The organism is Ekhidna sp. ABH4_415 (genome assembly GCF_056161305.1).
Genome location: NZ_JBSWYW010000006.1, coordinates 126,022 through 147,926 on the forward strand (window position 1 = coordinate 126,022; position 21,905 = coordinate 147,926).

The window sequence follows — 21,905 nt, forward strand, 5'->3', positions numbered from 1 at the left end:
TGTTCGCAGGCTTTTTTATTTGGCTTCAGCTATTTTGGACTCATCTCTCCGCTCTATCCAAAAATTATTAAATCCTTCTCCGAGTGATATGACGATTTGTTTTAGCTGCAGAAGCTCTAAAATGGATAGGAAATTAAAAATAACCAGAATTTTATCCGGTTTTTCCTGAATCATATCAGCAAAAGAAAGCTTCTTTCCATACACCAGTCTTTCCATCAGCTTGGCCTTCTGCTTTTCTATCGTATATGGATATTGCACTACCTGATGAACAGGCTTTTTTTGCTCAAATTCATATCGCTTCATCACTTTTTGAAAAACCTTCATCATCTTGTACAGGTCAAGATCCTGTAGTTCAGCCTCAACATTGATGGTTTCCGAAAGGTGTCTGATTTCTTTTTTAAGGTTCCCTCTCTTTTCCCTGTCTAATCGATCGGCCTCCATTTTTGAAAGGGTAGAAACCACAGATTTGTATTTTTTGTATTCCAGGAGATGCTTTACCAACTCCTCTCTCGGATCAATTTCATTCCCTTCTTCATCAACTACAGGACGCGGTAGTAGCATTTTTGCTTTAATGCGCATCAAAGTAGCTGCAACCAGAATGAATTCACTGGCGATCTCTACATTCATTTTTTCCAGATGCTCCAGATAGTCCAGAAAATCATCTGTGATTTTGGAAATGGGAATATCATAGATATCCAGCTCATCTCTTTCAATGAAAAAGAGTAATAGATCGAAGGGACCTTCGAAAAGTGGAAGTTTTATTTCAAATTTTTGATCTGTAGTCACGAGCCAAAATTACCGACAATATGGAATTTTACTTCTATTAATTTACCTTTCAGTCTAATGCTTACTTTTGCAGACTGTCTTTTTTATAAGGCTGCCTTTCCAAACAATCATACAGTAAAGAGCGTTTGGAAGAAATATTGATAGAACATGGAGATCAAACCAGGACCACTTTTAGCTAAAATTGACTCACCTGAAGACTTGAAAAAACTAGACGTGAGGCAACTCACACAGGTGTGTCATGAACTTCGTGATTTCATAATCGACAATGTTTCAGTTTATGGAGGGCATTTTGGCGCGAGTCTGGGGGTAGCGGAGCTCACGGTGGCTTTACATTACGTTTTCAATACTCCAAAAGATCAGCTGGTTTGGGACGTAGGGCACCAGGCGTATGGTCATAAGATCTTAACTGGCCGTAAAGAATCTTTTCACACCAATAGAAAATACAAGGGGATTTCCGGGTTCCCTAAAAGAAGCGAAAGTGAATATGATACATTCGGAGTAGGTCACTCATCTACTTCCATTTCTGCTGCTTTGGGTATGGCAGAAGCATCCAGGTTGAAAGAGGAAAAGGACAAGCAGCATATTGCCGTTATAGGAGACGGAGCAATGACCGGGGGAATGGCTTTCGAGGCAATGAACCATGCTGGAGTTAGCAATTCCAATTTGCTGATCGTACTCAATGACAACTGCATGTCCATCGACCCGAATGTTGGTGCTCTAAAGGATTATCTAACTGATATCACCACAAGCCAGACATACAATAAATTTCGCGACGAGGTTTGGAAATTGCTGGGTAAAATCAGCAAGTTCGGGCCTAATGCACAGGAGATAGCAGCCAAGGTTGAAAGTTCAATGAAGAGTTTGTTGCTAAAGCAGAGCAACCTTTTTGAGTCGTTGAATCTACGGTATTTCGGTCCGATTGATGGGCATGATGTGAATCACCTGGTTGACGTGATGGAGGATCTGAAAAAAATTCCCGGGCCTAAAATTTTACATTGCCTTACTGTAAAAGGAAAAGGCTATGAGCTGGCAGAGAAAGATCAAACCCTATGGCATGCACCCGGCACCTTCGATAAGATCACAGGTGCTATCAATAAGAAAAAACACGACACCCCTCAGCCACCCAAATTTCAAGATGTATTTGGTCACACCTTGGTGGAGCTGGCTGAAAAGAATAAAAAAATTGTTGGGATCACTCCTGCTATGCCATCTGGATCTTCAATGAAGATAATGATGGAAGCATTTCCAGATCGGTCATACGATGTTGGAATTGCTGAGCAGCATGCTGTCACGTTCTCAGCAGGGCTGGCGACCCAAGGGATGGTTCCTTTCTGTAATATCTACAGTACGTTCATGCAGCGTGCTTATGATCAGGTTATTCATGATGTCTGCATTCAGAATCTACCTGTCGTTTTCTGTATGGATAGAGCAGGTGTGGCAGGAGCCGACGGGCCTACCCATCATGGAGCTTATGATATCGCGTACATGAGGTGCATCCCTAATATGGTGGTTTCAGCACCTATGAATGAATCAGAGCTTAGGAATTTGATGTTTACGGCTAGTGAGCACAAAGGTCCATTTTCTATTCGATATCCAAGAGGTACAGGCGTAATGCCGGAATGGAGAACCCCACTTGAGAAAGTGGAAATTGGCAAGGGGAGAAGATTGGTACAGGGAGAAGATTTAGCAATTCTTTCCATTGGTCAGGTTGGTAATTATGCGTTGGATGCAGCTGATGAGCTAAGAAAGGAAGGTTTGAATCCTTCCGTATATGATATGCGATTCGTCAAGCCATTGGACGAAGAAATGCTCCATGAAATTTTCAAAAATCACAATTACATTATCACGGTAGAAGACGGATGTTTAATTGGAGGTTTCGGATCTGCAGTGTTGGAATTTGCTGCAGACAATGATTACAATGCTTCCGTTAAACGACTGGGTATTCCTGACCGAATAGTTGAACACGGTGATCAACCACAACTGCATCGTGAGTGTGAGTATGATGCGGAGGCCATTAAAAAAACAGCTTTTCAATTCGTCGCGAATAAGGAGTCGGTAGTCTAAATTAGAACGCACCCATTTTTTGTCAGCTATCTTATTACAGATATTTTGCGTATTTTAAGAAATGATATGCGTTTTCATTTCAAGACCACCGTACTGACTTTCGCCGCTATTTTGTCTGTTGCGTCCTGCAAGCAGTCAACATCCAGCCAGGCTAATAATGACTATCCCGAGCGTGAGGAGTTCATCGTGGATTTGGATTTGCCAAAGATCAAAGAACGTGGTTACATTACTGCGATCATGGACAACAGTTCTACGGGCTTGTTTGTCTACAAGGGCAAAACGATGGGCTATGAATATGAATTGCTGAAATTGTTTTGTGAGGACCAGGGACTGCAACTACGAATTAATATCACCCAGAATATTGGCGAGGGGTTTAATAAGTTGAATACCGGAGAGGGGGACATCCTAGCTTATAATCTAACAGTAACAAAAGAGCGAAAGAAACGCATTGCCTTCACCCATTATCACAATCTTCAACGGCAAGTTTTAATTCAGCGGAAGCCTGAAAATTGGCGACAGATGAAACTTCATGAAATAGAGAAAGAACTCATAAGAAATCCTGTAGAGTTGATCGGCAAAGAGGTAGTTGTACGAACACATTCATCCTATTATGATCGTATGGTAAATCTCTCTGAAGAAATCGGAGGGGATATTTTAATTGTACCCGGGGATACAAATGTGGAGACGGAACAACTGATAAAGCAAGTTGCCGAGGGAAAAATAGATTATACCGTGGCAGAAGAGGACATTGCGTTGGTAAATTCCACTTATTACCCCAACTTAGACATCAAAACACCGGTGAGTTTTTCCACGCAGATTGCTTGGGGAGTTCGTAAAAATGCGGATCAGTTGTTGACTGCTTTGAACGACTGGATTTTGAGAATGCGGAAGACCACTGATTATTACGTTATTTATGACAAATATTTCAGAAGCTCAAAATCCGCTTTAAGAAGGTCCAGGAGTAAATATTCATCAATTAATGACGAGGGTGCCATTTCCCCTTACGATAGTTTAATTCAGAATGCTGCTGCAAAATTAGGCTGGGACTGGTTGTTGCTGGCAGCTCAGGTGTTTAGAGAATCCAAATTTGAGCAAAATGCAGAGTCTTGGGCTGGAGCGGTTGGCTTAATGCAGGTAATGCCAAGGACAGGGAGGGAATATGGTGTTACTGACCTTCATGATCCGGAACAAAATATTTACGCTGGTATGCAACATTTACAATGGCTTCAGCGACAATGGGAAAGAAAAATTGAGGATGAAAATGAAAGACTGAAATTTGTACTCGCCTCTTATAATGTTGGCCTTGGACACTTACAAGATGCTGTTCGACTAACGGAAAAGTATGGAGGAAATACTCAAAGCTGGCAGGATGTGAGTCAGTTCCTTTTGAAAAAATCCAGATCGAAATATTTTAATGATCCAGTAGTAGAATATGGCTATTGCCGTGGGTCAGAGCCTGTCGAATATGTCGATCGAATTTTAGACATTTATCAGAATTATAAAGAAATCTTGCAGCAAGAAAGCCAACTTCAGGCGATTGCACAGTAGCAAGTAGCCGTCATCTGAAAAAATCATTTTATACTTATACTGCGTATCTGTCGAAACAAGCTATCTTTAAGACGTAATAACTCACCCCGTCATGAAAAATCAGCACGAGACATTACTTGAGGAATATCATAAAGTAAGAAAGTCCGAGCTCAGTATTGATCAGTTCACCTACATTTTAAAAATTTACCCATCACTACTTGTATGTATGAGTGATGGAAAGTTAGATAAAGAGGAATGGGATGGTGTCTTGAACATCTCTAAAGGACTTGCACTTCTTTATCTCGATCAGATGCCAAATACAAACGCAGAAAAAGTAGAAAGTCTTTTCAGAACCGAGTTTCGATATCTACTTGAGAACATTGATAAGTGGGAAAAGAAGTTTCTTAATACGTTAAAAAGCTACCTGGAAGAGCATCCGGACGAGCGTGAATTTGTCTATGAGGCGATGTATTTGTTTGCGAATGCAGCTGACGGTATTTCTGCCGATGAACAACGTGCCATCGACTCGTTGACTAGTCGACTTTCTTTAGAGTATTAAAGCGGGCAATTACTTCACTGAAGTCGATCTCCTCGCTCTGATTCAAAAATTCATCCATGACCTTTTTCTGGATTTTACCCAGTCTCAATGCCTCTGAATATGGTAAATCAGAGAACGTAACCATACTATAGAGGGGAATCCATTCCTGGGGATATTGCTCCTGAATTTGCGCTTCAAGCTTTTTTCTTCTCAGAAAATCAGGATCACCTACATGATCCCTCATTTCAATAAAATTATGAAGGGCAAGCTCTGAAATCGCATCAGCATCTTTTTTTCTGGCTGAAGAATAGTGTGGGAGTATCTTCTCCCAGTCCCAATTCATTGCTTCAGCCATCTCAACGAAGAGCCTAACATCCTCAAAGCCGGAGTTCATACCCTGACCATAAAAAGGAACAATCGCATGAGCTGCATCACCCAGAAGGATTGTGTTGTTTTTATGCCACGGTTCGCATTTGGTAGTGACTAAAGAAGAGGTGGGGTTGGTAAAAAATTGATCAGCTAAATCTGGAATTAAATCCTTTGCATCCCTAAAGTATTTGTCAAAGAAAGCATTGACTTCTTCTTTAGTACTCAACTCCGCAAATGAGGGACTTCCTTCAAAAGGAAAGAAGAGGGTGCACGTGAAGGTCCCATCATTATTAGGAAGAGCAATGAGCATAAAATTCCCCCTGGGCCAGATATGGAGGTAATTTTCCTCCATCTGAAATTTCCCATCTACAGGCTCTATACACAGCTCCTTATATCCATGTTCGATGTAGTGTTGAGAGAAATTGAACCGATCTGTGAATTGTAATTTTTTTCGGATAGCAGAAAATGCTCCATCTGTCCCAACAATCAAGTCCGACTGAACAGACTTACCATTCTGAAAATGAAGCACACTACTTTCAAAATCTACATCTGTGCATTTATGATCAAAATGAACTTCCACCCCAGCTTTTTCTGCATTTTCGATCAATAGCTCATTTAGCTGAGCTCGAGAAACAGAGTTGATAAATTGACCCTCTTTCCCGTAAGGTTGAAAAGTAAGTTCGCCAGCTTCATCATGCATCATCCGCCCCTTCATAGGGATCAAATACGGCTCGATGGTGTCGTAGACCCCCGCCTTTTTTAGTGGAAGAATCCCTCTCCGACTCAAAGCAAGGTTGATTGAGCGACCTTCAGCCACTTCTGATTTTCGTGGATCTTTTCGCTTTTCGAAGACCTGAACATTAAACCCTTTTTGCTTTAAGATTACTGCTAACAGTGAGCCCACCAGTCCGGCCCCTACAATGCTGATTTTATCCTTCATTAGAAATAGCTTCTTCAAGAATTTTGACAAAGTTCACTGTATCAGTGAATGAATTGTAAAGCGGCACTGGAGCCACGCGAATGACGTTAGGCTCTCGCCAGTCCAGAATTACCCCTCGTTCAATCAGATACTCAAACACACTTTTCCCGTGATTGGTTAGATATATCGAAAGCTGAGCTCCACGTTCTTCCTGATTGGAAGGAGTTAGAATCTTTATTTGATTGTTGAGCACTTCAGAATTTAAAATCAATTCCTCCATAAAGTCCGTCAACCTCAGGCTTTTGGCTCTCAGATTTTCCATGCCTGCCTCTTCAAATACCGAAAGGGATGCAAGGTGAGATGCGTGAGAAAGGATATTTACATTACTCAGCTGCCATCCATCCACAGTAGGAATTGGATTGATCTGATTAGCCATTTTAAACCGAGCTTCTGCATCGTGCCCCCACCAGCCGGACAAACGCGGCATTTCTGTATTCCTTCCATGCTTTTCGTGAATAAACAAACCCCCAACACCACCGGGTCCGGAATTCAAATACTTATAGGTACACCATACTGCAAAGTCAGCTTGATCTTTGTGGAGGCTTAGCAGCACATTTCCTGCAGCATGAGCAAGGTCAAATCCTGCGAATGCACCCACTTTATGAGCAACCTCTGTGATTTTTTTGATGTTAAAGAGCTGACCAGTGTAATATTGAATGCCGGGAAACATGACCAATGCCAACTCATCACCAAGTTCTTCAATGGTCTTAATGATTTCTTCAGTGCTTAAATAATCGGATCCATCCGAGGGCTCAAGCTCTATAAGATTTACCTCAGGGTCATATCCACTTACCTTAATCCGGGAATGAACAGCATAAAAATCGGATGGAAAAGCTCCTTTTTCAATTAAGATTTTTGATCGCTTTCCATGGGGTTGGTAAAAGGAAGCTAGCGCGAGGTGGAGATTTGTGGTCAGGTTATTCATGGCCACTATCTCATGTTCATGGGCACCTACAATTTTTGAGAGGTATGGCTTAGCGTTTTGATGATAGCTCACCCACGGTTTATCCCCCGTAAAATGTCCTTCTACACCCCATTTTTGCCACTTTTGAAGCTCTTCATTCACAATTTCAGAAGTTCTTTTTGGCTGCAGGCCTAAGGAATTTCCACACAGATAGATACAGTCTTTTCCATCTTTTTGTGGAAAATGAAACTCTGATCGAAATTTGGCTAGCTGATCCTGCTCGTCTAGTTGCCTGGCTTTTTGTAATGCTTCTTCCTTCAAAACGTCCTCTTAGTCAGTAAATCGTGGATCCGTTTCCATGATTTCACCGCAATTATCGCAAGTTCTTAACTCTTCAGAATTGAAAAACTCTCGAAATCTTGGAAGAAAGTCTTTTTCAATATTCGTGAGATGGAAATAAGTATCATGCAGCTTGTTGTTGCAATTGTCGCAGTACCAAAGCAACCCATCCTGATGTGTTGGCTCCCTTTTTCGCTCGATTACAAGCCCGACCGTATTAGCAGGCCTGGCTGGAGAATGGGGCACTTTTGCTGGATGTAGATACATTTCACCTTCTTTTATCGGAATTTTCACAGCCTTTCCATCTTCTTGAATGGTTACCTCAATATCACCTTCCAGCTGATAGAACAATTCTTCTGTTTCATTATAGTGATAGTCTTTACGGGCGTTAGGACCACCCACAATCATCACAATGTAGTCACCAGCGTCAGCATAGAGGTTTTTATTGCCTACCGGAGGCTTAAGCAGGTCACGATTATCTTCAATCCACTTTTGAAGGTTAAAGGGTCTTTTTATCGCCATGTCAGAGATGTTTATTTTTGAAGAAAAGTTAGAAAAAATTTATGGATTTAGACCTGAAAGGAAGAAGAGCTTTGGTTTGTGGTAGCTCCCAGGGAATGGGACTGGCAATAGCAAAGGAGCTGAGTGAGATGGGAGCGAACGTGACATTGTTCGCTCGAAATGAGAATTCTCTTAAGCATGCGGTGAATCAGCTGGCACCCGGTGACCATGATTACCTGGTTGCTGATTTCGACGATTTGGAAGCGGTCAAAAATGCAATCGATGTGGGGTTGGCAAAAGCGCCTTATCAAATCCTAATAAATAATTCCGGCGGTCCAGCACCGGGACCATTGGCAGATGCCAGTCTTTCTGACTTTGATGTTGCAATGAAAAGACACCTTCATGTGAGTCACACTTTAGTTCAGAAACTACTGGAAGGCATGAAAGAAGCAGGATACGGGCGAATTGTCAATATTATCTCAACCTCGGTGAAAGTGCCAATAGCCGGCCTGGGTGTCAGCAATACTGTTAGGGGTGCCATGGCATCCTGGGCGAAAACGTTGGCCAATGAGTTAGGTGGGTATGGAATCACCGTGAATAATATTTTACCCGGATTTATCAACACGGCTCGTATTGAAAGTCTGGTAGCAGGAAAGTCTAAAAAACTTGGTAAATCTGAAGAGGAAGTAGAAGAGGATATGAAAAAAACGATTCCTGCCGGTCGCTTCGGTGAACCTGAAGAAATCGCAGCATATGCTGGCTTACTCTGTAGCAATAGCGGAGCTTATATCAATGGAACTAGTTTACGAATAGATGGTGGCCGCACAGGCTCAATTTGATCATGCAAAAAATCCAAAATTTCATCAATGGCGAATACGTAGACCCATCTAAAGGTCAATATATAGACAATGTAGAGCCAGGTACAGGAAAAGTATTTGCTCAAATTCCAAACTCAACTCAGGAAGATTTAGATCAGGCTGTAGAAGCTGCTAAGGAAGCGTTTCCCGTTTGGAGCACCATGTCAGTGGATAAGCGTAGTAAGATTATGCACAAACTCGCTGATCTCATTGAAAAAAATCTGGATGACTATGCGCTGATGGAAAGCCGCGACAATGGAAAACCATTGTGGCTTGCCAAAGCTGTAGATATTCCCCGAGCGAGCACCAACTTTCGCTTTTATGCGTCTGCAATAGTCAATTTTTCTTCTGAGGCACAGGTCTCAGAAGGTTTCATGGTAAACTATACCCGAAGAGCACCAATAGGCATTGTGGGATGTATTTCACCCTGGAATCTACCACTTTACCTCTTTTCATGGAAAATAGCCCCGGCCCTTGCCATGGGCAACTGTGTGATTGCCAAGCCTTCAGAGCTCACTCCAATGACGGCCTTTTTGCTTGGGAAACTTGCTAATGAAGCCGGAATGCCACCGGGTGTTTTAAATATTCTCCATGGCGAAGGAAAAGGGATAGGACAGGCAATCGTAGAACATGAGGCCACAAAAGCCATTTCCTTTACCGGAGGAACAACTACTGGTAAGATTGTAGGAGCTACTGCGGCTCAGCAGTTCAAGAAAGTTTCGTTAGAGTTGGGAGGGAAAAACCCGAATATCATTTTTGCCGATTGTGATTTGGATGAGGCAGTCAAGACGAGCGTAAAAAGTTCATTTACAAATCAGGGGGAAATCTGTCTGTGTGGCTCACGGATTTTGATTGAAGAATCGATTTATGATGAATTTAAAATACGATTTCTGGAGGAATGTCAAAAACTAGTTGTAGGTGACCCAATGGATGCTAAATCCATAATGGGAGCGCTTGTATCGTCTGATCATCTTGATAAAGTTGACTCGTACGTCAAGCTTGCTCAGGAAGAAGGAGGAACCATCCTGCACGGAGGTAAGCGAATTGACAAAGAAGGTTTTTACTATGAACCGACGGTCATTGAAGGCCTGGATGCAAATTGCCGAACAAATCAGGAAGAAATTTTTGGCCCGGTTGTAACATTGAATCCATTCAAGACAGAAAAGGATGCGATAAACATTGCTAATTCTACCCGATACGGACTATCATGCACCATCTGGACTACTGACTTGAAGCGGGCTCACCGTGTTTCACATGCGGTGCAATCCGGGATCATATGGGTTAATTGCTGGCTCGTTCGTGATCTTCGAACTCCATTTGGGGGAATGAAAGATTCCGGAATAGGAAGAGAGGGAGGTAATGATGCCCTTCGATTTTTCTCAGAACCTCAGAATGTATGTATTAAACTCTAAGAATAAAAAAACCCCTGGTTTATCACCAGGGGCATATTCTCTATTCGGTTATTGAATATCTTATGCAGTCTCGCCAGCTTTAAGCTTAGCGATTTTGAAAGATTTTCTTTCCTTGTGTCCACAGTACCCACAAGCATAATATTTCATTAGCTCGCCTTCTTCGGTTTCTGAAGCAGTTTGGATTACTTCTTCCCTTTCCACTTTCAATGTCTGGTAGTTACAGTTGTTGCACTGTAGCGCATGCAGTCTACCATTGTATTTTTCAATTTTTGTAAACCCTGATTCCTCATCAATCCACACATCATAATCAACAGAGAATGCATCTTCCTCTGCCTGCATACCTTCATCCAGGTATACATCTTCCTCTTCCTCACTCAAAAGCTTCATTTTTCTGCCATCAGGAGAAGTTCTCGGTGTATATCTCAGTTTCTTCAGACGCTTCTCAATGAAAAACGGATAGTAGAACTTCAATACGTTTTGAATAATCACTCCAAGGATTACTGCAAACATTGAGCTCATAAAGAGCCTTACAAAGAACCACAACCAGGTAGACTCTGTAAACATCGTGTTGAAATAAAGCGTGCCTCCGATGATGATAAGCAAAGCTCCATTCCACAACATGTTTATTTCATGCATGTTTATGTAATCGTACCTTGTTTTGTAATCGCCTGTAGCTAGAAGCTTAAGGTAATGTCCCAACAAAATCAACACTCCAACTCCAGCCACAGCCATGGCCAGATATCCTCCGTAAGTGTTCCAATTAGTCAGTAGTTCAGGTGAAATAGGGTCAGTCATAGCGTCTGTTTATTAAATAGGAAAATCCTTCCTATACAAAAATGTTACATTTTTTTAAAAACCAACGAATCAAATTAAAATAAGAAGTACTTAATTCCGTCAAATTTTCCTGTAAAATATCAAAAAAATGTAATACCGGCAATCATATTTTGTCCAAGGATTGTTGTTATTGCATTTGGTATTTTTGTCGAAATCAAAAAATTTCAAACACAATATGGATTTTTCACTAAGAAAATTAAGCTCATTATTTCTTCTTTCTGCTTTAATAATCGGCTGTACAGTGGCTGAGAAGGAAAAAGTACACTATACTGCCATGTCAGATGAAGAGCTGGATACAGTAGCTGATTCTTTGGCTCACGCATACATTATCGTTGATGGTCATGTGGATTTACCTTATCGAATGAATGTCAAAGGATTCATGATTACTAAAACGGTAGAAGATGTTTCTGTGGAAACGACCGGAAACTTCGACTACCCCAAAGCAAAAAGAGGAGGACTAGATGCCCCGTTCATGTCAATTTATGTTCCATCACGATACCAGGAGACAGGCGGAGCTAAGGCTTTCGCAGATTCACTAATTGATATGGTTTCTCGCCTTCCGGAGACTTTTCCATCAAAATTCGCTTTAGCTGATTCTCCTTCTGATATAGAGGTTGCTTTTGAACAAGGCTTGATTGCACTACCAATGGGGATGGAAAATGGCGCGCCAATCGAAGATGATATCAACAATGTAAAATATTTCTATGATCGGGGAATCAGATATATTACCCTGACTCACTCAAAAGACAATCAAATCTGTGATTCGTCTTATGATACCACCTACACATGGAATGGGGTTAGTCCATTTGGCGAGCAGGTAATTGCTGAAATGAACAAATGGGGAATTATGGTGGACATTTCACATGTGACCGACAGTGCGGCATTTGATGCGTTACGTTTAACAAAAGCACCGGTGATTGCTTCTCACTCTTCGTGCAGAAAATTTACTCCGGGATGGGAAAGAAATATGCCTGATACACTTATCAAGGCAATGGCTGAAAATGGCGGTGTGATTCATATCAATTTTGGCTCCAGCTTTCTCTCTAAGGAGTCGCAAGACAAATTTGAAAAAATGAGGGAAGATCTCACTAACTACAGAGCAGAGAATAATCTATCCCCAGAAGATTCGATCTATAAAGCATATGCTAAGCAATACGCGCTTGATAACGATGTTTATGAAGATGTACAGAAAGTAGCTGATCATATCGACCATGTGGTGAGCCTGGTTGGTGTGGATTATGTTGGATTAGGATCTGATTACGACGGAGTAGGTGATAGCCTTCCTAAAGGACTGAAGGATGTTTCTACCTATCCAAACCTGATCAAAGAACTACTTAAGAGAGGATATTCTCCTGAGGATATTGAAAAGATTTGCTACAAAAATACTTTCCGTGTTTGGGAAAGCGTGCAGGAAGTAGCTCAAGGACTACAATCGAACAACTAGATAATACTAATTCTTTCGCTTGAGTGAATTGATAAAATTTGCCCAGGCGAAAGGATTTAACAATTGATTCTGCGGCGGTGAATAGCGGTTGATATACGCCTGGCGCTGCATTTGCATATAGTATTGATGATTGGCATTTGGTGAGGCGGGGATGTCAAGGTATGCCTCTGACATGTATTGTGCATTCAGCCATTGATAAATATTTGCATATTCCTTTTGATCCGGAAGCTCCATGGTAATTAGGGCCTCCTTAAACATGCTTTCAGTCGGGTAGGGACGGATCTCCACCTCTTCCAAAAATTTAATATCATCCTGTAATGCAATAATTACACGCAAGCTGGACTCCTTGTCATGCTTTGGTACAATGAAGTAAGCCCTTTTAAATCCAACGGCACTAAAAATTACGCTATCGCCTTCAAGTACTGGCAAAGAGAAAAACCCATAAGGGTTGGTAGTCGTGCCTCTTCCAGATTTTGGAATGTATACGTGCGTGCCGGGTACTACTGATGTACTGTCAGCTCCGAAAACCACACCAGTAAATTGGATCACTTTTTTACTTTGATCTTGTGCTGACGTTTCCGATAGTGAAAAAACAAAAAATATGAATATCAGTATATATCTCAAATCAAGTTCCTTTGTCTAATAAAAGAGTTTTAGCCAATAAAAGTTTAACTTCGGTAAAAGTAGTGAAAAAATGAGGCTCAAGAATTTCAATTTGACTTTTGGCACCCAGATTTTCAAGTCGTTTTCCGATGAGTCTCGCACGCGCATCCTACACTTACTTTATAGGCAGGAAGAGCTTTGTATCTCCGACCTGGAAGCTATTTTAGATTTTACACAAACCAAAACCTCTCGTCATATAACGTACTTAAAAAACGCTGGTTTGGTCACATTCCGAAAATATGATCAATGGGTTTTTTACAGTATAAAGGAGGAGGGTTATGATATGGTCAGTCAGATATTTGAGTTTCTAAGCAAAGACCCCATCTTGCGGAAAGATCTGGAAGTTTACAAAACAATGAATGCAAACCTGGCGTTAGCCAAAAATAAGATAGAGGCGAAAAAATATAATCGGTGAAGGGAATCAGACACATTTTCTTCGATCTGGACCACACATTATGGGATTATGATCGAAGCGCTCAGGAAACATTATTGGAAATATTCGTGAATCTGGAATTGGCCAAGTCCGGGATCACCGAAAAGAAATTTGTCAACACATTCTATGAAGTCAATGACAAACTCTGGATGAAGTACAATGATGGTCTGGTAGATCGTGAATACATTAAAAATGAGCGATTTAATGAAGTTTTTCTTACCTCTGGCATTGATATGGCTAAATCCAAGATGGCCTCAGCCTATTTTTTGAGCAACTGTTCACTGAAGCCATATCTCATGACTGATGCAATTACAGCGCTTAACTACCTTGATAAAAGGTACGAGCTTCATATTATCACTAATGGATTTTTGGATGCTCAAAACCGCAAGCTGAGCAGTTCCGGCATTGCGAAATATTTCAACGTAATGGTTACTTCTGAGTGTGCCAATTCACGCAAGCCCAGCCCGGAGATTTTCGAATATTCCCTCAGTGAGGCCGGAGCAAGTAAGGATGATAGCATCATGATCGGAGACAATCCACGAACCGATATCCATGGTGCAAAATCATTTGGAATGAAGACCATTTTTTATAATCCCTCAGGCAGAAAGAAATCATTGGCAGATTTCACCATCCAATCACATATGGAGCTACTAAAACTGTTGTAGTATACAGGGTCAGCGTGCGCATTTCGCTATCACTTTTGAACTATTCGCCTTACTTTTGCGCTCCATTCATAAACAACAACAGAGATGCCAAAAGGAAATTTTTTCGTACCAGACCCAATTAATGAACCTGTATTGAGCTATGCGCCTGGCACAGCCGAGAGAGAAGAGCTGCTAGCGAAGTACAAAGAGATGTACAGCCAAAAGATCGATGCACCTATGTACATCGGTGATAAAGAGGTTCATACTGATACCAAAATTCCTATGACCTGCCCGCACGACCATCAACATGTGCTGGGGCATTTTTCGGAGGGTGATTCAAAACATGTGACTGAGGCAATAAACGCCGCGCTAGCTGCAAAGGAGCAGTGGGAGAACATGAGTTGGGAAAACCGCGCGAGCATCTTCTTAAAGGCAGCAGACTTACTAGCTGGCCCTTACCGCGCTAAGATCAATGCTGCGACTATGTTGGGGCAAGGAAAAAATGTACATCAGGCAGAGATAGATGCTGCATGTGAGTTTATTGACTTTTTGCGTTTCAATGCATCTTTTATGCAGGAGCTGTATATGGAGCAGCCGATCTCATCCGATGGTGTTTGGAATAGAATGGAATATCGTCCGCTAGAGGGATTTATTTTTGCTATCACTCCTTTCAATTTCACTGCTATCTCTGGCAACTTACCTGCAGCTCCGGCGATGTTAGGAAACACAGTAGTTTGGAAGCCTAGCTACACCCAGGTGTATTCCGCACAGGTAATTATGGAAGTATTCAAAAAAGCCGGTTTACCTAATGGCGTAATTAATCTTATATATGTAGATGGACCTGTGGCAGGTGATGTGGTTTTCAATCACCCTGATTTTGCTGGACTTCACTTTACCGGAAGTACCGGTGTTTTCAAGACACTTTGGAAAACGATAGGAGCAAATCTGGATACATATAGGACCTATCCTCGAATTGTAGGGGAGACAGGAGGAAAAGATTTTGTTGTGGCTCATAAATCAGCAGATGCTACAGAAGTAGCCACCGGGCTGGTTAGAGGAGCGTTCGAATTCCAGGGTCAGAAATGTAGTGCAGCATCTAGGGCATACATCCCATCAAACCTTTGGCCAGATGTTAAAAAGTTCATGATTGAGGACCTCAAGTCCATTAAAATGGGAACACCTGAAGACCCTTCCAATTTTGTGAATGCGGTGATCGATGAGCGCGCATTTAAGAAAATCACTGGCTATATCGACGAGGCAAAATCTGCTAAGGACGTTGAATTGATCGCAGGAGGAAATTACGACGGATCAAAGGGTTGGTTTGTAGAGCCGACCGTTTTTGAAGCGAAAGATCCAAAATACAAGACCATGTGTGAGGAGATTTTCGGCCCGGTACTTACCATACATGTGTATGAAGAGAACAAGTTTGAAGAAATTCTAGACGTAGTGGATGGTACTTCACCATATGCATTAACGGGTGCTATTTTCAGTAAAGACCGTTATGCAGTCGATTTGGCCACTTACAAACTAAGAAATGCTGCTGGAAACTTCTATATCAACGATAAGCCAACAGGTGCCGTAGTAGGTCAGCAGCCATTTGGTGGAGCCAGAGGTTCTGGAACAAACGATAAGGCCGGAGCAATGATGAATCTGATGAGATGGGTGAGTGCGCGAACCATCAAGGAAACATTCGTATCTCCGACTGACTACAGATATCCATTCCTGGGCTAATGGGGTTACGACCTTTCCATCTCGCTGTACCTGTAAAGGATCTGGACGAAACCCGGTCATTTTATCGAGATATAATGGGCTTTGAGGAAGGTCGGTCATCCGATCGCTGGGTTGATTTTAATTTCTTCGGCCACCAGTTTGTCATTCATATGGTGGATAAAAAGGAAGAGCTTGAAGTCAACCCCGTGGATGGTCATGCAGTACCAGTCCCTCATTTCGGAGTGGTGCTTGACTGGAACGACTGGGAGTCACTCTCAACACGCTTAAAGAAAGCCAATACCAAGTTTATTATTGAGCCTTACATTCGGTTTGAAGGAGAGGTTGGTGAGCAGGCCACCATGTTTTTCATGGATCCATCTGGAAATGCGCTGGAGTTCAAGGCGTTCAAAAACGATTCACAAATTTTTGCTAAATAAGAATGTAAATTCTTTTTTTAACGAATTCTTCCCTACATTCAAGGCCTATTTTTCCGCAGTATGGGCACTTCTAAAGAGCAGAGTTTGGAGTCGATCATGAGGCTCTCTAAGTCAGAGTTGTTACAGGGAGGTAAGTTCAAGGACTTTCTGAGCGAACTTATACCCATTGCATGCCACTCTTTAAGTGCATATAAGACCTCTTTTTGGCTTTACCGTTCAGAAAAAGATGAATTTGAATGCATCCAGAGTTTTGATCAGGAGATAAACAATTCCTCAACGGATAAAGCCCCTGTTGCTTCCGAGTTTCCCTCCTTTTATAAAAAATTGAAAAATGAGCTATTTATTCATGTAAGCAGTGCTGATGACTCAGAAGAATTGGAGGATTTTGTTGTGGATTATTTGCTGAAAAAAAGATTGAGATCGTGGACAGGCATTCAGGTTTGGAATGACAGCCGGCTTTTTGGCATTCTCGCTGTGGAGTGGAAAGCCAACAAAGATTTCGTAGGGCAGGATCAGCTGGTAATGTTGGCATCAGCTTCAATGATCAGCCAGTGCTATGATGCCTTGCTGAGACTGAAAGAAGACTTTCTTCATAGAAATGAGGTAAATACGCTCAAAATAGAGGAAAAAGAAAAGGAAAAGCTGGCGAAAAAACTTTCTGATCACGCATTTTACACTTCACACAGCATTCGTCATCCATTGTCCACCATCCTTGCACTGATTGATTTGATTAAACTAAACTGGGAAAGCCGTGAGACGTACGAAGAACTTTTACAGCAACTGAAAATAGAAACCATGAACCTGGATGATGCGATTCGTGTGATGACCGCAAAAATTGAATTAGATTAGTTGCTTTATCTGCACCAAGTATATTTTAAATGACCAGACCACCTAACCGAGTAAAAGAAGTAATTCTTCGCCGAAGTTCTTTCATCATTTTTTTGATTTTGATTTTGGGAGCATTTGGGTTGCTGAGGATAGTCACTACGCACAAAGACATAGATGATGTGGCTAACATCGATCTCCCAATAATAGAGTTGCTTACTGAAATTGAGACCAATCAACTTGAACAGGCAATAAATTTTGAGCGTGCTATTCGATATGCTGAAGAGCTGGATAAAGGAAGTGACGCTGCTTTGCAAGGCTTTGCAATCGCTGACAGCACATTCAGATACCTGGCGCAATTAGTAGATATTTTATTGCTGGACGCTGAACATGAAGTTTCAGAGGCGCTCAAACGAACCAATCAGGAGGCGCAAAGAATTAAGCTTAAAGGGCTTTTGCTCTCAATAAAGAAGCTGGAAAGTGATCATACAAGCTATGAAAATCACGCCCTTGAGGTCATGGATCTTTTGGAAGAAGGAAGACTTGAAGAGGCTGTTTTTGCGTCTGAAAGAGTTGAGGGAGAAGAAGATCAATTCAATAAGCAGGTTGAAGGGGTATTGATGAGACACGAAATGTTCACAGAAGCACTTGTAAAGATTGTTGAGCAGGAGGAAGTGCTGTCTATGAAGTGGATTGTGACTCTGACACTTTTGTTTATCATTCTTTCTCTATTAGCTGTGTATACATTTAGCTATAAAATCTGGAGACCGCTTGAAGATATCAGAACAGGGGCGGAACGTATAGGAGGAGGCAACCTGGATGCCAGAATTAAGCTTAGTTCCAATAGTATCACTAGCGATATTGTTGATTCATTTAATGAGATGGCCGATAAGCTGCAGTATTCTCAAAAAGAAATTGATCAGTTCGTTCATTTTTCATATAGTACAGCCGATGATTTGAAAGCACCGATCACAAACCTAGGCTCACTTTTAGATATGCTTGGGAAGGATAATATGAACGCTTCCAACTTCAAAGCAATATTGAATAATGCGCGTAAAACAAATCGACAGTTGGAGAAAACGGTTGATTCACTCGTGGAAGTAAACAAGGTACGTGAGGAGCTTGGTAAAGAACCCGAAGAATTAGATATCGATGAAGTGTTAAAAGAAGTGGTGGCAAGCTCAGTGGCGAAAATTAAAAGCGCAAACGCCACCATAAAAAAAGATTTCTCAGAATGCCCGATGATGAGTTATCCCAAATTTCAGCTAAAAGTCATTTTTAAGCATCTGCTTTTGAATGCTCTTTCTTATCGGGATCCGGAGAAACCACTTCAGATCAGGATCAAATCAAAAAAAGTGAATGGGCATACCACCATTATCTTTAAAGACAATGGACTGGGGTTTGATTCCATTAAATTCAAGGAAGAGATTTTTAGACCCTATATCCGACTACACTCACACGTAGATGGTGCTGGATTAGGACTCTACATTATAAAAATGATTATAGACTACCACAGAGGAGGGATAAGAGTTGAGAGCGAACTTAGAAAAGGTGCGACATTTGCATTAAGGTTAGACTAGTTCGTTTGCAAATAACTTTCATAGATAGTCTGAAGTAGCTCAGGAGAGAGGGGCTTGGATATGAAGGCGGTGATCTGCTTTGACGAGGAGGCTCTTTCTTCATCTTTGGCTGAAATTGAAGAAGTCAACATGACCACCTTGGTGGAGCCATTCATTCCTAACTTTTCGTATTCTTCCATAAAATCCCAACCATCTTTATCTGGCATATTTAGATCCAGAAAGATTACATCAGGCCGATCATCCGAATCTTTGGCTTTGCTTAAAAAGTCAATCGCATGTGTCACATTATTAATGGATTCGACCTCATCAGCAAACTTGGCATGTTTGATAATTACTGAATTTATTGAGTTGACGATATCATCATCATCTACCAGTAAGACTTTTCTGAATTTTTCCAAGGTTAGTGATGGTTTGCATTAAAATTATAAAAGGCGAAAGGATTTGCAGCGTTGACGCATACTTTTTTATAGAAAATTCGATTGAATAATGATTACAGCTAATAAATGAGAGACAATCGATGTACTCACGTTTTGCTCTCCCTCTTGGGCTCGATCGGAGTGGCGTTCCACCCAAGGACCCTTCATTGGTTAGATTAATAGTGTTGTTTGTCTGTAAACGAAAAAAGCCCGGCGATTTGCCAGGCTTTTGCTCTCCCTCTTGGGCTCGAACCAAGGACCCTCTGATTAACAGTCAGATGCTCTAACCAGCTGAGCTAAGGGAGAAGATTTCCTAAAAAGGAGTGCAAATGTAAGCATCCATTAAACAATTCTCAATGGCACCTGTCAAAAAAATTTTCATTCACGAAATTTTTATAAAACAAGACATAATGGCATTATAATTCGTTTACAAAATACAAAACCAGACATAATGACATTAAAATGAATGCATTTTGGTGTTGGTATGGATTTCGATCATGTGTCAAGCGAAAATATTGGAATTGTAAAACTTAAAAACTTAAGAAAAATGGGACTTATAAAGTACAACACAAACGATTACAGACCGACAAGCTTTAGAAGCTTCGTAGACAGGTTTTTTAATGATGAATTTGTTGGGGGATCAATGCCAACATTTTCACCGAAAGTGGATATAGCTGAAACAGACAATGAATACGAAATTCAGCTCCATGTTCCAGGTATGAAAAAAAGTGATTTCAACATCGACTTAAACGACGATCAAATCACTATTAGTGGCGAACGAAAGTTTGAGAATGAGAAGAAGGAGAAAAACTTCCATAGTGTAGAGAGCTACTATGGAACATTCAGCAGGACCTTCTATCTGCCAGATGTAGTAAACAGAGATAAGGTCGATGCTTCTTATCAGGATGGAATCTTAATGATTACCCTTCCGAAGGATGAGAAGAAAGTAACCAAGAAGCAAATAGCAGTTAAGTAAGTGTTTTGAGTAGGTGATTGGGGTGTCCCGCTAAGGCGGGATGCCCTTTTTTATTTGTTAAGAATGGTTAAGGTTGGGTGGTATTCAACAGCTAAACCAAAACCAATTGGTCACTTTTGCGGTATAAGAGTTATCATAAAAAGGATTTAACGATATGAGCAAGAGAAGTTTAATTTTAGCGATGGCCTTTTCCTCCCTTTTTGGAGGTATAGTAGCCGTCGTGGGTTATTCTTATTTAAACCCTAAAGAACAGATTATTCAGCAAACAGCTGCTGTTAATCCGGTGAGCCTGACCAACTACGTATTCGACTCTGCAGATTTTGTGGTCCCAGAAGGACTGAATTTTGTCTTTGCTGCGAAAAACGCCACTCCATCAGTGGTTCATATAAGGACGTCCTATCGTGACGGGATGCGAGCAAACAGTCCGTTCAATGAATTTTTCAAAGACTATTTTGGTGAGAGATACGAAAGACACGGAGGCCCGGCCAGAGGAGCAGGTTCCGGCGTGGTGATCTCATCAGATGGATATATAGTAACGAACAATCACGTTATTGAAAATGCCGATGAAATAGAGGTGGTGCTTAACGATAACAGAAGCTACCAGGCCAAAGTAGTTGGGGTTGACGAAAATACGGACTTGGCCGTATTGAGTATTGATGAAGAAAATCTGGCTGCTATCAACTACGGCGATTCGGAAAAAATAAATATTGGTGAGTGGGTGCTTGCCATTGGGAACCCCTATGAGTTTAGGTCTACAGTTACAGCAGGTATAGTAAGTGCTAAAGGAAGAAACATTAATATCCTAAATGGCAGTTACAGGATTGAATCATTTATCCAAACAGATGCAGCTGTGAACCCTGGAAATAGCGGTGGAGCACTGGTAAATTTGAATGGTGAACTGGTGGGAATTAATACCGCCATTGCTTCTCCTTCGGGAGCTTTTGCAGGCTACTCGTTTGCAGTGCCAGTATCATTGGTAAAAAAGGTGACGAGTGACTTGATTGAATATGGAGCTGTACAGCGAGCGCTATTGGGTATCCAGATTGGGAATGTTGATGCGCGATTGGCTGAAGAGTATGATCTTGATGTGCTGAGGGGTGTTTATGTAAGTGGAGTTGTGAATGGTGGTGCTGCTGATAAAGCAGGAATTGAAGACGGTGATGTGATCATCGCTCTGGATGAGAAGCCAGTTAACAATGTAGCACAGCTTCAAGAACAAGTTGCTATTAAACATCCAGGTGATGAGGTGAATGTTACCTTCATGCGTGATGGCAAGAAACGAATGGTAAAAGCTAAGCTACGAAATGAAGAAGGCACTATGGACATTGTGGAGTTGGCGTCAGATTTTAGAATCGAAGGGGCAACATTCGTCGATGTTTCTGATGAATTGAAAGATCGATTAGATATTGATGGTGGTGTGCAGATAAAAGAGCTTGGAGAAGGTAAATGGCGAGATGTTAGGATGAAAGAAGGCTTTATCATCACGGGAATTGATAATGAAGACATCCGCAATATCCGAGATCTGGAAAATTACTTTAAGCGTCCAAGGAGGGATGGTATTCTGATTGAGGGTGTTTATCCGGACGGTAGCAAAGCACATTATGGTTTAGGACTGTAAATAGCAAAAATTCATATTTTAAGGCTCGCTTTACTGCGAGCCTTTTTTT

Annotated in this window: 21 protein-coding genes and 1 tRNA gene; 14 read left to right on the top strand and 8 right to left on the bottom strand. The window is 41.4% G+C overall.

Annotation, left to right across the window (positions count from 1 at the left end):
- Positions 1-15: 15 nt before the first annotated feature.
- Complete coding sequence (locus ACXAH9_RS11715) at positions 16-786, bottom strand: segregation and condensation protein A (RefSeq protein WP_474895054.1); 771 nt, start codon at positions 784-786, stop codon at positions 16-18.
- Between the two features lie 147 nt (positions 787-933).
- Between ACXAH9_RS11715 and dxs the strand changes: the two genes are divergently transcribed.
- The 3 genes from dxs (at position 934) to ACXAH9_RS11730 (ending at position 4,936) form a co-directional block, all read left to right on the top strand.
- On the top strand, positions 934-2,850 hold the full coding sequence (gene dxs, locus ACXAH9_RS11720; protein WP_474895055.1) for a 1-deoxy-D-xylulose-5-phosphate synthase: 1,917 nt from the start codon (positions 934-936) through the stop codon (positions 2,848-2,850).
- A gap of 66 nt (positions 2,851-2,916) precedes the next feature.
- Positions 2,917-4,398 (top strand): MltF family protein, encoded by a 1,482-nt coding sequence (locus tag ACXAH9_RS11725; RefSeq protein ID WP_474895056.1) that lies wholly within the window; start codon positions 2,917-2,919, stop codon positions 4,396-4,398.
- Positions 4,399-4,489: 91 nt separating this feature from the next.
- Positions 4,490-4,936 (top strand): hypothetical protein, encoded by a 447-nt coding sequence (locus ACXAH9_RS11730; RefSeq protein WP_474895057.1) that lies wholly within the window; start codon positions 4,490-4,492, stop codon positions 4,934-4,936.
- Here the strand turns inward: ACXAH9_RS11730 and ACXAH9_RS11735 are convergent.
- From ACXAH9_RS11735 to ACXAH9_RS11745, 3 genes are read right to left on the bottom strand one after another with little or no spacing between them, the layout of a single operon-like run.
- Positions 4,911-6,242 (bottom strand): FAD-dependent oxidoreductase, encoded by a 1,332-nt coding sequence (locus ACXAH9_RS11735; RefSeq protein ID WP_474895058.1) that lies wholly within the window; start codon positions 6,240-6,242, stop codon positions 4,911-4,913. The two genes, ACXAH9_RS11730 and ACXAH9_RS11735, sit on opposite strands and share 26 nt — an antisense overlap.
- Positions 6,214-7,488 carry a kynureninase gene (gene kynU / locus ACXAH9_RS11740; RefSeq protein WP_474895059.1) on the bottom strand — a complete coding sequence of 425 codons (1,275 nt, stop codon included), beginning with the start codon at positions 7,486-7,488 and terminating at the stop codon, positions 6,214-6,216. The genes ACXAH9_RS11735 and kynU overlap by 29 nt, the downstream gene beginning before the upstream one ends.
- 9 nt (positions 7,489-7,497) lie before the next feature.
- On the bottom strand, positions 7,498-8,028 hold the full coding sequence (locus ACXAH9_RS11745; protein WP_349563928.1) for a 3-hydroxyanthranilate 3,4-dioxygenase: 531 nt from the start codon (positions 8,026-8,028) through the stop codon (positions 7,498-7,500).
- A 41-nt stretch (positions 8,029-8,069) separates the two neighbouring features.
- Between ACXAH9_RS11745 and ACXAH9_RS11750 the strand changes: the two genes are divergently transcribed.
- Complete coding sequence (locus ACXAH9_RS11750) at positions 8,070-8,846, top strand: SDR family oxidoreductase (RefSeq protein ID WP_474895060.1); 777 nt, start codon at positions 8,070-8,072, stop codon at positions 8,844-8,846.
- A gap of 2 nt (positions 8,847-8,848) precedes the next feature.
- The gene (locus ACXAH9_RS11755; RefSeq protein ID WP_474895061.1) at positions 8,849-10,276 is read left to right on the top strand and encodes an aldehyde dehydrogenase; all 1,428 of its coding nucleotides are present in this window, start codon (positions 8,849-8,851) and stop codon (positions 10,274-10,276) included.
- Positions 10,277-10,336: 60 nt separating this feature from the next.
- Here the strand turns inward: ACXAH9_RS11755 and ACXAH9_RS11760 are convergent, their stop codons facing one another.
- Complete coding sequence (locus tag ACXAH9_RS11760; protein ID WP_349563922.1) at positions 10,337-11,071, bottom strand: hypothetical protein; 735 nt, start codon at positions 11,069-11,071, stop codon at positions 10,337-10,339.
- 214 nt (positions 11,072-11,285) lie between these two features.
- Between ACXAH9_RS11760 and ACXAH9_RS11765 the strand changes: the two genes are divergently transcribed.
- Positions 11,286-12,554 carry a dipeptidase gene (locus tag ACXAH9_RS11765; protein ID WP_474895062.1) on the top strand — a complete coding sequence of 423 codons (1,269 nt, stop codon included), beginning with the start codon at positions 11,286-11,288 and terminating at the stop codon, positions 12,552-12,554.
- Positions 12,555-12,560: 6 nt separating this feature from the next.
- Here ACXAH9_RS11765 and ACXAH9_RS11770 read toward each other — a convergent pair whose 3' ends face one another.
- Positions 12,561-13,103, bottom strand: coding sequence for a carboxypeptidase-like regulatory domain-containing protein (locus ACXAH9_RS11770; protein WP_474895063.1), 543 nt, complete (start codon positions 13,101-13,103; stop codon positions 12,561-12,563).
- Between the two features lie 145 nt (positions 13,104-13,248).
- On the opposite strand from ACXAH9_RS11770, the gene ACXAH9_RS11775 reads away from it, so the two are divergent.
- The 6 genes from ACXAH9_RS11775 (at position 13,249) to ACXAH9_RS11800 (ending at position 18,846) form a co-directional block, all read left to right on the top strand.
- Positions 13,249-13,632, top strand: coding sequence for an ArsR/SmtB family transcription factor (locus ACXAH9_RS11775; protein ID WP_349563916.1), 384 nt, complete (start codon positions 13,249-13,251; stop codon positions 13,630-13,632).
- Positions 13,629-14,315: a YjjG family noncanonical pyrimidine nucleotidase gene (locus ACXAH9_RS11780; protein WP_474895064.1), complete on the top strand. Its 687-nt coding sequence runs from the start codon at positions 13,629-13,631 to the stop codon at positions 14,313-14,315. The genes ACXAH9_RS11775 and ACXAH9_RS11780 overlap by 4 nt, the downstream gene beginning before the upstream one ends.
- Positions 14,316-14,399: 84 nt before the next feature.
- Positions 14,400-16,025 (top strand): L-glutamate gamma-semialdehyde dehydrogenase, encoded by a 1,626-nt coding sequence (gene pruA, locus ACXAH9_RS11785; protein WP_474895065.1) that lies wholly within the window; start codon positions 14,400-14,402, stop codon positions 16,023-16,025.
- Positions 16,025-16,441: a VOC family protein gene (locus ACXAH9_RS11790; protein WP_474895066.1), complete on the top strand. Its 417-nt coding sequence runs from the start codon at positions 16,025-16,027 to the stop codon at positions 16,439-16,441. Before pruA ends, ACXAH9_RS11790 begins: the two co-directional genes overlap by 1 nt.
- 60 nt (positions 16,442-16,501) lie before the next feature.
- Entirely contained in the window at positions 16,502-17,290 is a 789-nt protein-coding gene (locus tag ACXAH9_RS11795) for a hypothetical protein (protein WP_474895067.1), read from the top strand.
- Positions 17,291-17,319: 29 nt separating this feature from the next.
- Positions 17,320-18,846 (top strand): sensor histidine kinase, encoded by a 1,527-nt coding sequence (locus ACXAH9_RS11800; RefSeq protein ID WP_474895068.1) that lies wholly within the window; start codon positions 17,320-17,322, stop codon positions 18,844-18,846.
- On the opposite strand, the gene ACXAH9_RS11805 is transcribed toward ACXAH9_RS11800, so the two are convergent.
- Entirely contained in the window at positions 18,843-19,244 is a 402-nt protein-coding gene (locus tag ACXAH9_RS11805) for a response regulator (RefSeq protein ID WP_474895069.1), read from the bottom strand. The two genes, ACXAH9_RS11800 and ACXAH9_RS11805, sit on opposite strands and share 4 nt — an antisense overlap.
- A 250-nt stretch (positions 19,245-19,494) precedes the next feature.
- Positions 19,495-19,568 (bottom strand) — tRNA-Asn (locus ACXAH9_RS11810).
- Between the two features lie 241 nt (positions 19,569-19,809).
- On the opposite strand from ACXAH9_RS11810, the gene ACXAH9_RS11815 reads away from it, so the two are divergent.
- Together ACXAH9_RS11815 and ACXAH9_RS11820 are read left to right on the top strand one after the other, a co-directional pair.
- Positions 19,810-20,238 (top strand): Hsp20/alpha crystallin family protein, encoded by a 429-nt coding sequence (locus ACXAH9_RS11815; protein WP_474895070.1) that lies wholly within the window; start codon positions 19,810-19,812, stop codon positions 20,236-20,238.
- 154 nt (positions 20,239-20,392) lie between these two features.
- Positions 20,393-21,856: a Do family serine endopeptidase gene (locus ACXAH9_RS11820; protein WP_474895071.1), complete on the top strand. Its 1,464-nt coding sequence runs from the start codon at positions 20,393-20,395 to the stop codon at positions 21,854-21,856.
- The last annotated feature ends 49 nt before the right edge of the window (positions 21,857-21,905 follow it).

Bases quoted from the DNA above. Each gene is read 5' to 3' on its own strand.
- ACXAH9_RS11745 (WP_349563928.1), bottom strand. From the start codon at position 8,028: ATGGCGATAAAAAGACCCTTTAACCTTCAAAAGTGGATTGAAGATAAT.
- ACXAH9_RS11795 (WP_474895067.1), top strand. From the start codon at position 16,502: ATGGGCACTTCTAAAGAGCAGAGTTTGGAGTCGATCATGAGGCTCTCT.
- ACXAH9_RS11760 (WP_349563922.1), bottom strand. From the start codon at position 11,071: ATGACTGACCCTATTTCACCTGAACTACTGACTAATTGGAACACTTAC.
- dxs (WP_474895055.1), top strand. From the start codon at position 934: ATGGAGATCAAACCAGGACCACTTTTAGCTAAAATTGACTCACCTGAA.
- ACXAH9_RS11730 (WP_474895057.1), top strand. From the start codon at position 4,490: ATGAAAAATCAGCACGAGACATTACTTGAGGAATATCATAAAGTAAGA.
- ACXAH9_RS11815 (WP_474895070.1), top strand. From the start codon at position 19,810: ATGGGACTTATAAAGTACAACACAAACGATTACAGACCGACAAGCTTT.
- ACXAH9_RS11750 (WP_474895060.1), top strand. From the start codon at position 8,070: ATGGATTTAGACCTGAAAGGAAGAAGAGCTTTGGTTTGTGGTAGCTCC.
- ACXAH9_RS11800 (WP_474895068.1), top strand. From the start codon at position 17,320: ATGACCAGACCACCTAACCGAGTAAAAGAAGTAATTCTTCGCCGAAGT.
- ACXAH9_RS11765 (WP_474895062.1), top strand. From the start codon at position 11,286: ATGGATTTTTCACTAAGAAAATTAAGCTCATTATTTCTTCTTTCTGCT.
- ACXAH9_RS11755 (WP_474895061.1), top strand. From the start codon at position 8,849: ATGCAAAAAATCCAAAATTTCATCAATGGCGAATACGTAGACCCATCT.
- ACXAH9_RS11775 (WP_349563916.1), top strand. From the start codon at position 13,249: ATGAGGCTCAAGAATTTCAATTTGACTTTTGGCACCCAGATTTTCAAG.
- pruA (WP_474895065.1), top strand. From the start codon at position 14,400: ATGCCAAAAGGAAATTTTTTCGTACCAGACCCAATTAATGAACCTGTA.
- ACXAH9_RS11790 (WP_474895066.1), top strand. From the start codon at position 16,025: ATGGGGTTACGACCTTTCCATCTCGCTGTACCTGTAAAGGATCTGGAC.
- ACXAH9_RS11725 (WP_474895056.1), top strand. From the start codon at position 2,917: ATGCGTTTTCATTTCAAGACCACCGTACTGACTTTCGCCGCTATTTTG.
- ACXAH9_RS11820 (WP_474895071.1), top strand. From the start codon at position 20,393: ATGAGCAAGAGAAGTTTAATTTTAGCGATGGCCTTTTCCTCCCTTTTT.